At 44.3% G+C, this 12,525-nt stretch carries 16 protein-coding genes; 14 read left to right on the plus strand and 2 right to left on the minus strand.

All coding sequences use genetic code 11. The features are described from left to right. Positions 1-50 precede the first annotated feature (50 nt). The 10 genes from fliD to flgL all read left to right on the plus strand — a co-directional run bounded on the left by fliD (position 51) and on the right by flgL (position 7,460). Positions 51-1,523: a flagellar filament capping protein FliD gene (gene fliD, locus ACXAEY_RS01150; RefSeq protein WP_474809891.1), complete on the plus strand. Its 1,473-nt coding sequence runs from the start codon at positions 51-53 to the stop codon at positions 1,521-1,523. Positions 1,524-1,525: 2 nt separating this feature from the next. Beyond that, on the plus strand, positions 1,526-1,906 hold the full coding sequence (fliT, locus tag ACXAEY_RS01155; RefSeq protein WP_474809893.1) for a flagellar protein FliT: 381 nt from the start codon (positions 1,526-1,528) through the stop codon (positions 1,904-1,906). 12 nt (positions 1,907-1,918) lie between these two features. Then, positions 1,919-2,287 (plus strand): flagellar export chaperone FliS, encoded by a 369-nt coding sequence (gene fliS, locus ACXAEY_RS01160; RefSeq protein ID WP_474809895.1) that lies wholly within the window; start codon positions 1,919-1,921, stop codon positions 2,285-2,287. A 21-nt stretch (positions 2,288-2,308) separates the two neighbouring features. Further along, positions 2,309-3,127, plus strand: coding sequence for a flagellar motor stator protein MotA (gene motA, locus ACXAEY_RS01165; RefSeq protein ID WP_474809897.1), 819 nt, complete (start codon positions 2,309-2,311; stop codon positions 3,125-3,127). Next, positions 3,120-3,905, plus strand: coding sequence for a flagellar motor protein MotB (gene motB, locus ACXAEY_RS01170; RefSeq protein WP_474809899.1), 786 nt, complete (start codon positions 3,120-3,122; stop codon positions 3,903-3,905). Before motA ends, motB begins: the two co-directional genes overlap by 8 nt. Positions 3,906-3,926: 21 nt before the next feature. Then, positions 3,927-4,358: a flagellar basal body-associated FliL family protein gene (locus ACXAEY_RS01175; RefSeq protein ID WP_474809901.1), complete on the plus strand. Its 432-nt coding sequence runs from the start codon at positions 3,927-3,929 to the stop codon at positions 4,356-4,358. 110 nt (positions 4,359-4,468) lie between these two features. Beyond that, complete coding sequence (gene flgM, locus ACXAEY_RS01180) at positions 4,469-4,729, plus strand: flagellar biosynthesis anti-sigma factor FlgM (protein ID WP_270180473.1); 261 nt, start codon at positions 4,469-4,471, stop codon at positions 4,727-4,729. 14 nt (positions 4,730-4,743) lie between these two features. Further along, positions 4,744-5,211, plus strand: a complete 468-nt coding sequence (locus ACXAEY_RS01185; protein ID WP_474809903.1) for a flagellar protein FlgN — start codon at positions 4,744-4,746, stop codon at positions 5,209-5,211. 22 nt (positions 5,212-5,233) lie between these two features. Next, positions 5,234-6,562, plus strand: a complete 1,329-nt coding sequence (gene flgK / locus ACXAEY_RS01190; protein WP_474809905.1) for a flagellar hook-associated protein FlgK — start codon at positions 5,234-5,236, stop codon at positions 6,560-6,562. 19 nt (positions 6,563-6,581) lie between these two features. Beyond that, positions 6,582-7,460 carry a flagellar hook-associated protein FlgL gene (gene flgL, locus ACXAEY_RS01195; RefSeq protein WP_474809907.1) on the plus strand — a complete coding sequence of 293 codons (879 nt, stop codon included), beginning with the start codon at positions 6,582-6,584 and terminating at the stop codon, positions 7,458-7,460. A 377-nt stretch (positions 7,461-7,837) separates the two neighbouring features. Here the strand turns inward: flgL and ACXAEY_RS01200 are convergent, their stop codons facing one another. Both ACXAEY_RS01200 and ACXAEY_RS01205 read right to left on the minus strand, forming a co-directional pair. After that, on the minus strand, positions 7,838-8,620 hold the full coding sequence (locus ACXAEY_RS01200; RefSeq protein ID WP_474809909.1) for a flagellar hook-basal body protein: 783 nt from the start codon (positions 8,618-8,620) through the stop codon (positions 7,838-7,840). Positions 8,621-8,631: 11 nt separating this feature from the next. Beyond that, positions 8,632-9,450: a flagellar hook-basal body protein gene (locus ACXAEY_RS01205; RefSeq protein WP_474809911.1), complete on the minus strand. Its 819-nt coding sequence runs from the start codon at positions 9,448-9,450 to the stop codon at positions 8,632-8,634. Positions 9,451-9,699: 249 nt separating this feature from the next. Between ACXAEY_RS01205 and flgB the strand changes: the two genes are divergently transcribed. From flgB to fliF, 4 genes are read left to right on the plus strand one after another with little or no spacing between them, the layout of a single operon-like run. Then, entirely contained in the window at positions 9,700-10,092 is a 393-nt protein-coding gene (flgB, locus tag ACXAEY_RS01210; RefSeq protein ID WP_270180467.1) for a flagellar basal body rod protein FlgB, read from the plus strand. A 5-nt stretch (positions 10,093-10,097) separates the two neighbouring features. After that, on the plus strand, positions 10,098-10,544 hold the full coding sequence (flgC, locus tag ACXAEY_RS01215) for a flagellar basal body rod protein FlgC (protein WP_474809913.1): 447 nt from the start codon (positions 10,098-10,100) through the stop codon (positions 10,542-10,544). Positions 10,545-10,570: 26 nt separating this feature from the next. Then, positions 10,571-10,861, plus strand: a complete 291-nt coding sequence (gene fliE / locus ACXAEY_RS01220; protein WP_474809914.1) for a flagellar hook-basal body complex protein FliE — start codon at positions 10,571-10,573, stop codon at positions 10,859-10,861. A gap of 21 nt (positions 10,862-10,882) precedes the next feature. Further along, positions 10,883-12,523, plus strand: a complete 1,641-nt coding sequence (gene fliF, locus ACXAEY_RS01225) for a flagellar basal-body MS-ring/collar protein FliF (RefSeq protein WP_474809916.1) — start codon at positions 10,883-10,885, stop codon at positions 12,521-12,523. Positions 12,524-12,525: the final 2 nt, after the last annotated feature.

Consider the following 12,525-nt stretch of genomic DNA (forward strand, 5'->3'; position numbering starts at 1 on the left):
CGGATCTTTGCCGATAGTATGTGTATGAGTGATGAACGGAGGAGATGTTCATGAGGATTTCCGGGCTTGCATCGGGAATGGATATCGATCAGATGGTGAAAGATCTGATGAGGGCGGAACGCATACCGCTCGATAAACTATCACAGCAAAAACAAACTGTTGAGTGGCAAAAGGATTCTTATCGTGAACTTAACACGATGATGTCGGATATGAGAAGTGCTGCATCGAAGCTGAGACTTCAGTCAACGTTTAACGCATATAAAGCAGGTTCATCGAACGGCGCTGCTGTTACGGCAGAAGCAACGCCTACTGCGGCTCCCGGGTCTTATGCGGTTGTCGTGAACGGGCTTGCTGAGAGTGCCAAGCTAACGTCAGCGCAGGCAGTTACGAACGAAGCTGGTGCTGCAGCAAAAGGAACTGATCGAGTTCTGCAATCTGGCGCAAACGACACAACGTTTACCCTTACGAACGGAAAAGGGCAGGAAACAAGTATCACGATAACGGCAGCAGATACGTTTAAAAGTCTTGCTACAAAGATTGCTGAGGCAACAGATGATACGACGGGTGAAACGCTCGGTATGAGAGCGAACTTTGATGATACAACGTCACGCTTTTTTCTATCGACAAAAGCGATGGGTGGAGATGAATCGATCACTCTCTCGAACTTTAGTGATGCAGGTGTTGAAAACCGCCTATTTGGAGGAGCAACCACTGCGAATGGTTCGTATGGTTCGGTCACTTTCGACGGCATCACGGTAAATAACCTGAAAACAAACGAAACGACGATCAATAACATAAAGCTTAACCTTGTTGAAAAAGGCACGTCGACAGTATCGATTACAAGCAATCCGGATGCGCCTTTTGAAAGTATCAAATCGTTTGTCGAGAAGTACAACGAGTTGATTGAGAAAACGCAGGGTCTTCTCACAGAAAAACGCTACAGAGACTTCCCGCCTTTAACAGATGCGCAGCGCGAGGATCTTTCAGACAAAGAAATCGAGCTTTGGGAAGAGAAGGCGAAGAGTGGTCTTCTCCAAAGCGATGCAACGGTGAGAGGGATTGCGAGCGACCTTCGCAGTGCCTGGATGACGCCTGTAAATGGTATTCCAGCTGGGGAACTGTCGATGCTTTCAGAAATCGGCATCAATACAGGGTCTTATCGTGATGGCGGAAAACTTTTTATTGATGAAGCGAAGTTGAAAGAGGCTATCTCACAAAAGCCAGAAGAAGTGATGAACCTTTTTACAAAAGGGGATGCTGGAATCGGAGATCGAATCTATGAGAAGGTGAACGAAGGGATCGATCATCTCGGTAAAAAGGCTGGAACGCCCGGTGTTCTTGTCGATAATAGCTTCTTATCCAAAAGGTTGGATAGCATCAACCAGCAGATGGATCGCTGGGAAGATAAGCTCGGCTCTATCGAAGACCGCTATTGGAAGCAGTTTACCGCGCTAGAAACAGCGATGGATAAAATGAATCAACAAAGCATGTGGGTACAACAAAACTTACTTGGTGGGATGTAGAAATGAAAAGAATTGATGCACTGAATCAGATGCACGTTGTGACGAATCAAATCGTAAAGTCGCTCGATGGACTGAATCCTTCGATGGATGAAAACGGGCCTGAAGAATTAGATGGAATCAACAACATGATCAACCGACGAGAAGAAACGATTCAGCTTCTAGATAAAGCGATGAAGCAAGAAGGTACCGACTGGACGGAGGAAGAGCAGCTCATGCTTCGGCAGTTGAGTACGCTTGAAGAAACGATCCAACCTCGTCTGTCCGATCTTTATGCAGCGTTTTCTGAGCAGATGAGGCGTTTGCAGCAAGGAAAGACAGCAGCGAATAAATATAACTCTGGGCAAGCTTACACAGACGGAGCATTTTTCGATAAGAGAAAATAGGGGGAACGTTCGATGGCAATGCACAATCCTTATCAAACGTATCAACAAAATTCAGTCGCTACATCCTCTCCACAGGAATTGACGCTCATGCTGTACAACGGATGTCTTAAATTTATCCGGATGGCAGCGATCGCGATGAAAAAAGGCAATGTGGAAGGCAAGCATACAAATATTATCAAAGCACAAAACATTCTTGAAGAACTACGCGCAACGCTCAATATGGACATGGACCTTTCTCAATCGATGGATTCGTTATATGCGTTCATGATCGAGCAGCTTGTGTCTGCAAACATCAATAACAATATTGAGAAGCTGCAAGAAGTTGAAGAGCTAGCTGAAGAGTTTCGAAATACTTGGAAAGAAGCGATGGAACAGAAATAAGCAGTATAGAGGGTGAAAGCATTGGAAAAAACATCTTTGTTCGGATTATTGCTCGGCTTTGCCGTCCTCGTAGGCGGGTTGATTTTGAAGGGAGCCAATCCAGCTGCTCTACTTAATCCAGCTGCCCTCGTCATCATCTTTGTCGGGACAGCCGCAGCATTGTTGATCGGTTTTCCATTTTCCGAAATCAAAAAATTTCCGATTTTATTAAAGATTATTTTTACGAATCAAAAGTTAGTCTCTGCTAAGGAAATCATTCCGATGTTCCGTGAGTGGGCAACGATCGCTCGTCGAGATGGCTTGCTGTCACTAGAAGATAACCTCGATAAACTAGAAGATGATTTCCTAAGAAGAGGGTTTCAAATGGTCATCGACGGTCATTCTAGGGAAATTATCGAAGAGATCCTTGTAGAAGATATCGAAGCGATGAAAGAACGTCATAAAGCAGGAGCGGGGATCTTCACGCAAGCTGGAACGTATGCACCGACGCTTGGGGTACTTGGTGCCGTCGTAGGACTCGTCGCTGCACTCAGTCATCTCGGTGATATGGAGCTTTTAGGAAAATCGATCGCTGCAGCATTCATTGCGACGTTGTTTGGAATCTTTACAGGATACGTCCTGTGGCATCCGTTTGCGAACAAGCTGAAACGAAAGTCGAACGCGGAAGCGAAGATCAAGATGATCATGCTTGAAGGTTTGCTAGCGGTACAGTCAGGCGCGACACCTACGATGGTAGAAGATAAACTTCTCGTCTACCTTCCAGAGAAAGAGCGGAATCTTGATGAAATGAAGAAATCAAGTGACGTCAAAGTTGGAGAAGGGGTAGGTGCCGATGCGTAAGAAAAGGCATGAAGAGCATGAAGAGCACGTCGATGAAAGCTGGCTCATTCCGTATGCTGATATGCTCACGCTGCTTCTTGCTCTTTTCATCGTTCTATTCGCAGCGAGTACGGTCGATGCAAAAAAATATGAAGCGATCACACGATCGTTTGAAGAAGTTTTGAACGGTGGTACGGGTGTGCTCGAAAGCGAGCCATCGGTCATGAAGCCTGAAGATGATTCGTTCGTTGGGTTAACAGAAGAAGTAGAGGATAAAGAAGATGTAGAGGAACTACCTGAAGAGAAAGATGAAGAAAAGCTTGAGGAAGATCTCCATAATCTTCAGGAATTAAAAGAGCGAATCGACCAGTATATTTCGAAGCAGAGCCTCGATTCGTATTTACAAACGAGTTTAACCGAAGAAGGGTTATTGATCACGATAAAAGAAGCTGCGCTGTTTAATAGCGGTCAAGCCTACTTAACGAATGATGCGAAGGGGATCGCAAGCGAAATTTCTCGTTTTCTCGTCACAGATCCTGCGAGAAACATTACTGTGACAGGTCATACAGATAACAAACCGATCAAGACATCTCAGTATCCGTCGAACTGGCATCTTAGCTCAGATCGAGCGCTGAACTTCATGACGGAACTTTTGAAAAACAGTAAGCTAGACCCACAGCTTTTTAGTTTCACAGGCTATGGAGAGTATCGTCCGGTCGCCTCGAATGACAGTGAGAAAGGCAGAACGAAAAATAGACGCGTAGAAGTGTTGATCCTGCCTTACGATGTTGAAAATTAACAGTTGAGGTGAATAGAGTAGATGAAACGTATCCTATTGATTATTTTGGCAACTCTCGGTGTCGTTGCAGGGGGTGCCATTGCAGCAGTGTTCTTCCTAGATATCGATCTAGGAAAAGTACTTGCTCAGGAAGAGAAAGAACCGACTGCTGAGGAGCTAGCAGAAAGGAGCTACAGCATGGAGCCGATCACGACGAACCTACTGTCTGATCACTACGCTGTCGTTCAGCTAAACTTGTTAGCGGACGGAGGAGAGAGCTACCATGAACTAGAGGTTCGTATCCCAGAGTTAAAGTCGATCGTCATCGCTACTCTTGCAAACTCTTCAAGAAATGATTTGAAGGGCGCAGAAGGACTCAAGACGTTCGAATCGAGCATCAGAGAACAAATAAATGAAGTCCTGCAAGATGGGGAGATCGAGCGAGTACTCATAACCGACTTCAAAATTCAGTAACTAGTAAACTTTTGTAAAGAATTTTCCGATATTAACGGTAAGATGCTCAAAATAGGGTACGAATAATAGAATAGGAGTAGTTTTACTATTATCGAAGAGGGGTGAACGGATTGAACGTTAACAAACCGTCAGCACCGCCATTTGTTAACCCTTACAAAAAGCACAATCCTGTTACAAAAGTCGAGCAAGCAAAAAAAGCTCCTCGTGAAGATGAGCTGCAAATCTCAAACAAAGCGAGAGAACTATACACGATGAAGGCTGAAGAAAAGCGCGAAGCCAAATTAGATGCAATTCAAAAGAAGATTGAAAATGGAACGTATAGTGTCGACAGTAAAAAAACAGCCGAAAAACTGTTTGATCAGTTGTTTTAACAGGAGGCAGCACGATGGGGCAACAATTACTGGCTACAATGAGCAACATGATAACTCTACATGAGAAGTTGCTATCACTCGGAGAGCAGAAGCAAGAAGCGCTCATCGAAAGAAATGTGAACAGCTTATCAGATTTGATGAAGACGGAAAGGGAGCTTCTGCAGGCCTTAAGCGTGGAAGAGGAGAAACGCCAGGGACTTGTTGAGGAGCTTGGCGGATCAACGCTTAAAGAGGTGCTGCCAAAGCTAAGCCCTGCTGTTAGAAGAATGATCGAAAATAGAGCGACCACATTAAAAGAAAAGGCAGTAGCATTACAAACGTTGAACGAACAAAACGATGTTCTACTAAAAGACGCGATGGCGTTCGTTCATCATATGATCGGGCATTTGACTGCATCGCCTGATCAATCCCTTACATACTCAAGACCAAACCAAAAACAGGCATCATCGACACCAAGAGGGTACTTCGACACAAAAGCATAGGCTTAGAAAGGAACGTGACAATATGACGTCAACATTTCATGGGTTAGAGATTGGAAGGAGAAGTTTGTATACGCAGCAAACGGCACTATCGACCACTGGTCATAATATCGCGAACGCAAACACTCCAGGTTATTCCAGACAGCGTGTGAATATGGAGGCGACGTCGTCGATCACGAATCCTTATCAGAGCGGCACATCCTCTGAGCTCGGAACGGGTGTTAGCGTTGGGTCCATCGAACGGATCCGCTCAAAGTACCTTGATACACAATATCGGGAACGAAATGCAGCGCTCGGCTCAGAATCTATGAAGTTAGAAACGCTTCAGCAAATCGAGATGATGTCAGCAGAGCCTGGTGAAAACGGACTGAATGCGTCTCTCAACAAGCTCTGGTCTGCATTCGAAGATCTTTCAGCCAACCCTGATAGCCTGGCTGCTCGATCTGTCGTTGTTTCACGGGCAGAAGAGGTGCTGGATAAAGGGAAGGCATTTAACAAAGACCTTCAGAATCTATCAGAAAGTCTGCAATCACAGACTGATGCGGTTCTTAAAGACATCGATTCGTTGTCAAAGCAGATCAACGAATTGAACAAGGAAGTCGTTCGTACGAACGGCGCAAATGATGTGAAGGACAAGCGTGATCAGCTGATCGACGAACTATCTAGCCTCATCGATGTCGACGTGACAGAAAATAGTAACGGTGCACTCGAGGTGAATTACGATACAGCTAACCCGAAGGCTGGGAAGCTTAAGGGTCTCGAAGAAGCTGCTGCGTTGACGAAAAATGTCCAAACAAATCTGAACGCGGTGTTTGAGCAACTAGCTCCCGAGATCAATACCCTTGCAGAATCAGGGTATTCGCTCGTGAAAGTGAATGGCACGATGCAGCAGGGAAAAGCGCTATTCACAGAAGCTACAGGAGATGGAAGTTACCTTGAACGCCTAAGTGTATCGAACGATGTGAAATCGAATCCAGCGAATCTAGCAGCTTCCTCAACAGAGGGAACGGTAAGTAACGGTGACCTCGCTGCAAAGATAAGTGAATTAAAAGACAAAACACTATTATTCGATTTAGCAGGTTCAGAAGATCAAGTCGATGCGACGACGAACGACTTTTACAGCATGCTCATCTCAGATATCGGATCAAAAACACAGTCTGCCGAGCGGACTGTTGGGAACAATGAGACGGTTCTTAAGTCGATCGAATCAAACCGGTTATCGGTGAGCGGCGTCTCACTCGACGAAGAGATGGCGAATCTCGTTCAATTTCAACATGCGTATAACGCAGCGGCTCGATACGTAAGTACAACGGACGAGATGCTAGATGTGATCATCAACCGAATGGGCGTCTAACGGGAAAAGGAGTCATATGATGAGAATTACACAGCAAATGTTAACTCAAAATGTTACGAATCACATGAATCGAAACTTGTCCCGCTTAGAGCGAGCGAATGAAGAAGTATCGACAGGGAAGCGAATCAATAAACCTTCTGATGATCCGATGGGAACTGAAAAATCGTTGAAGCTCTCATCAGAGCTTGCGAACAACGTCCAGTTTGAGCGGAATGCGGATTACGCGCAGTCCTGGTTAGAAGTAACCGAGCAGTCATTGAGCAGCGTATCTGATCTTCTTCAACGGGCGAACGAAGTTGGTCTGCAGGGTGCTAGCGGAATCAATTCACCTGACGAATTGGAGAACATGGGTAAAGAAATCGATCAACTTCGGGATGAGTTAAAGAATCTTGCCAATACGAAACTTGACGGGAAATTCATCTTCAATGGACAGAAGACAGATCAGGCGATTGAAATAAGCGCATCTGGTGACATCACTCACGATAACCAACCGCTCAAACAGCGTTTGTCCCCGTTTAGTTCGATGACGATCAACGTTCATGCAGGTGAAGTTTTTGGCGGAGAAACCAACCTGTTTAAGTCACTCGACGCTTTATCTACCGCATTAAAAAGTGGTGATGGAGATGCTCTGCAAAGTGCGATCGGTCAAATCGAAAAAGGCTCCGAGCAAGTGCTCAACAAGTGGACATCTCTTGGGGCAAAGCAATCGAGAGTGGAAAGCTTGTCACAGCGCCTCAAGGAAGAAAATGTTTCGCTGCAAAAGCTTGTCTCCAAAAATGAAGATGTGGATATTGCAGAGGCGATTATGAAGCTGAAGTCTGAAGAAAGTGTATACCAGGCTTCACTAGCATCGAGTGCAAAAATCATTCAGCCTTCTCTAATGGATTTCCTTAGATAAAAACACTCATCCAACGAGGATGAGTGTTTTTCAGCTTGTCGAGAAACCTATGTCATTATTCAGTGCTCCCTATGCCGTAGTCGATGACGATCGCATGCTTTCCGCGGACGAACGTCCAAGCCCGAGGTGAAACCCACACCCCGGTCTCGGCCGCCCGTACTACCGCAGGAGTCCGGGATCGTCTCTCCTACTTGAAAGATTAAATCCAAAATCAATACTCCGTCCCAATAGTTTAACAGACGAATATGGCAATTTTGACCTTCCTTATATCCATCAACGTTATTTGGAAAGGAAATGATTGACTACTCTTTTCGCAGCCCCAAGACTTTCTCTACCTTCTAACAAAAACACTCATCCAACTTGGATGAGTGTTTTTGTTATCGCTTGATCGTATTCGCAAGTCCCATCATTTCATCTGCCATCTTCATCGCTCGGCTTTGGAACTGTAAAAGTCGCTGAGTGGTGATCATCTCTGTCGTTTCATTCGCAAGATCAACGTTAGACATTTCTAGAAACCCTTGTTTCACGTTAAATCCTGTATCGACGATCTCCCCTTCTCCTTCACGCAGTCGAAATTCGTTCCCGCCTTCGTTTAGAAGTGACTGAGGACGATCGATTCTAGCAACGCTCAACTGGAACGTTTCGTTAGTAGGTTCAACGCTGATCTCACCAGAATCTGAGATGACGATGTTGGTTGGTTCGCTGCTAAATGAGATAGGATCTCCATTTTTATCGAGAACATTGCTGCCGTTGCTGTTTACAAGATTAACCCTTCCATCCTCGGTGTTTTGAAGCTGGAAAGCGCCATCTCTTGTGTAATGAACATTGTCACCATTTTGGACTCGAAAGTAGACGTTTTCTCCCTCTAACATCACATCGAGGTTTCGTCCTGTTTCATTCGTAGCTCCTTGATCTGTACGGAGATTTGTCATCGCAATCTTCGCCCCGTAACCAACTCGTAAGTTTTCAGGGGTGAGTCGTCCTGGTTCAGTTGCTTCGCCAGTATTATTTTGATATTGCTGCGTTAAGAGGTTTTGAAAGCTTGCTTCCCGTCTCTTATACCCAACTGTGTTCACGTTCGCGATATTGTTCGCGATCGTATCCATCTTCTTCTGTGTCTGACTCAATGATGAAGAAGCACTATACATCCCGATGTTCATTCAATACCCTCCTAGTACACTCTACCGATATCATTAACAGATTTGTCGATACTCTGATCATAGGTTTGTAGGACACGCTGGTTCGCCTCGTACATCCGGTACGTGTTGAGCATATCTGTCATCGTCGTCGTAAGGTCGACGTTTGATCCTTCAAGAAATCCTTGTTCGACGGTAAACTGGTTGAATTCAGTAGTTCGAATGTCACGAGGAGCATTATTTTCATCTCCAGACCATTCGAAAACTCCGTTCCCAAGTTGAGTCAATCCTTCTGGATTACCGGTATATCCGACCCAGAGCTCTTGCTCGTTTCCGTTTGCCTCGATCAGGTTGCTACCTTTTAACGTAAATTGTTCACTGGAAAGTTGGATTGGCTCGAGGTTAGCGTTTAAAACGCGATATCCCTCACTCGTAGTCAAGAAACCGTCATCGCTTAGTGTAAAGTTTCCGTTTCTTGTATATCGAATCGTATCATCATCGGTTCGCACTCCAAAAAGGGAGATCCCTTTCTGGCCGGTTTCTTCATCGATCGGGAGGCGATCATCGAGCAAAGCAAAATCAGTGTTATTCCCTGTTTCCTTCAAGGTACCGCTAGAGAAGAGTGGTACACCTTCTTGCGTATAAACACCATGAGAGAGTTCTCCCACTTGTTTATTACTTTTGAGAGAGTCCGTATTACGTTCTTTTAATAAATATTCAGGAAAAGAGCGAATGACAGCTTGATCTTGTTTAAACCCCGGAGTCTGTGCATTCGATAAATTATTTGTGAGGTAGTGCTGTTTTCGTTCACTCGCCATCATTCCTGATGTTGCAGTGTACATTCCTCTAAACATTTTTTCCTCCTAGCCTCCTAGATAGTTCCTTTTAACTATCATTTCATAGATATTATTTCCATTATACCGTTGATTTTTGGAAAAAATAAGTGAAAAAAGTAGTTTATTAGGTTAAAACTCTCATTTACTATTAATTTTGACAGTGCTATGCTAAAAACAGAGAAAATATTGTCGAATGAAGATGATTATGGAATGATTACCAAATATTAACAAATAAACCAATATTTCATGAGGAGTGTGAAATGCTTCGTGAAGGTATTTCAATCGATAAATCCAATGCAACATGCGTTGAATGCTTCAATGACTCAGCAGCGGACAATAACGTCAAATATATCAAATGTTGATACCCCTAATTACAAACGGAAAACCGTTTCGTTTCAGGATAACCTGCAGGAGGCCGTAAATCAGCGCTTCCAAAGCTACAAATCAAACCCCAACCATGTGTCTTTTAGTACAGAACAACAATCACCAAACGTCACTGTGAAAACGGATCGAAACACCTTAAGTAAATCAAACGAAAATAACGTCGACATGGATGTTGAGATGGCAGAGCTCGCCAAGAACCAGCTCTGGTACAATTCGATGATCGAGAAAACAAACAGCCAGTTTCGTGATCTGCAAACTGCTATTCGAGGGAGCTGAACGAAATGAAATTGTTTAACGGATTCAATACGAGTGCTTCAGGTCTTACAGCAAATCGTTTACGAATGGATGTCGTTTCGTCCAACATTGCCAACGCTGAAACGACTCGGGGAGAGCTAGTAGATGGTGAATGGCAACCGTATAAGAGAAAAGTCGTTCAACTTCAAGAAAACTCTTTTGAGAGTCAGCTTCAATCTGCGATGGGGCAGAGGAATTCATCTTCTTCTGGAGTGAAAGTCTCCGAAATAACCGAGGACCGAGCACCGAACAAGCTTGTTTATCAACCGACTCATCCAGATGCAAATGAAGATGGATATGTGGAAATGCCTAACGTTGATATGGTGAAGGAGATGGCCGATCTTATGTCGGCTTCAAGGTCTTACGAAGCAAACGTGACGGCTCTAAACGCAACGAAAAGTATGTATATGAAAGCCCTTGAACTTGGGAAATAGTTTAATAGCTCTTTGGGAGGAAAAAAATGAACACGATCAATGCGCTTCAAAGCCCAACGCTTCAAACTCCTAATTCATCTCAACCAAAAGAAGCTACAGGGGATTTTGGAAGCATGTTAAAAGATGCGATTCAGCAGGTGAACAAGAATCAAGTTGAATCCGAACAAATGTCTCAAAAGCTCGTAACAGGCGAGGTACAGAACGTTCATGAGGTGATGATCGCAGCTCAAAAAGCTTCTATTTCACTTAATTTAACTGTACAGGTTCGAAACAAGGTGATCGAATCTTATCAAGAAATCATGCGTATGCAAATGTAGTTCTTCAGGGATGGATGGCAGATGAATGAACAATTACTAAAAATGAAAAGCCGCTGGGGCGAGACGTGGAGTAGTTATTCCTCTAAAACAAAATGGTTGATAGGTGTGACGTTTTTAGTAACGCTCCTACTTCTCTCTTTCCTCGTTTTTTGGATGTCTAAACCTAATTTGACGCCAATTTATTCCAATCTTACTCCAACAGAGGCTGGTGAGATCAAAGGAGCGATCGAGCAGAGAGGAATCGCAGTTGAAGTTTCGTCTGATGGAACAACGATCAGCGTCCCGAAAGCAGATGCTTCAGATTTGAAAGTGAGCTTGGCAGCTGAGGGAATTCCGAAAAGCGGTAATGTTAACTATAGTATTTTTAGCGAAAACATGGGGATGGGAATGACCGATAAGCATTTCGATGTTGTCGAACGAGATGCGATGCAAAATGAACTGAGTTATCTGATCGAACAGATCGATGGCATTCAGCAATCGAAAGTCATGATCACCTTACCAAAAGATAGTGTTTGGCTAAATGAAGAAGGCGATGTAGCAACTGCATCAGTCGTGGTGACAAGAGAGCCTGGTTTCAATCTCGATCAGGGACAAGTGAACGGCCTCTACCATGTGATCAGTAAGAGTGTTCCGAACCTTCCGATCGAAAACATTGTCGTGATGGACCAGAACGGCTCATCTTTTGATTATGGTGAAAGTAAAGTTGACTCCTCCCTCACAGCGTATCAGCAGCAGGAGCAGATTCGCCGTGATATCGAAAAAGACATGCAAAAAGACCTTCAACAAATGCTTGGATTACTCCTAGGTCAAGACAAAGTAGTCGTATCTGTCATGACGAGCGTCGATTTCACAAAAGAAAAGCGAGTTGAAGATTTAGTTGAACCTGTAGATGAAGAAACAGGCGAAGGAATCGATATCAGCGTTGAAAAAATCATGGAAACTTACTCGGGTAATCCTGACGTTGCTAATGATGGTACAGGAACTGCCGAGGGTGAGATTCCAAACTATAATGCTGATGATCCTGATGCCGAGGGCGATGGCTCTTACGAAAAGGTCGAAGAACGCATCAATCGAGAAGTCAATCGGATCCATAAAGAAATCGAAGAAAGTCCTTATGTGATCGATGACGTTACGATCAACGTCGGTGTTGAACCTCCGATCGCAGACGACATGACGTCGCTTACAGCAGCACATATAGAAGATATTCGCACCGTACTAAAAAATGTTGTCCGTACTTCCTTGAGTGGAAGTGACGTACCTCTTGAAGATGCCGATTTAGAAGATCGAATCTCGGTATTTGCAAATGAGTTTAGAGGAAAACCTGGCTATGTTGCGCCTGAAAAGAACTTTTTCTCTAGTACTCTAGACATTCTCCCGCCATGGGCGATTTACGCAGCTGGAGCAGGTGTAGGCATTCTTCTCATAACCGGTACGATGCTCCTTTTCCGCCGAAGAGGAAAGCGTGAAGAAGAATACGAGGAGTTCGAACGAACGTATGCACCGAGTGAATCGGAAGATCACTATCTACCTCGTGAAGATGAAGAAAAGGAAGTCGACCTGACACCTGAAGTGATCATGGGTAAAGATGAAATTGAAAAACTCGCAAAAGAAAATCCAGAGGACTTTGTTAAGTTACTAAGAGTATGGATGAACGAAGATTAGGA

It is taken from the genome of Anaerobacillus sp. ABA4_114, assembly GCF_056159065.1.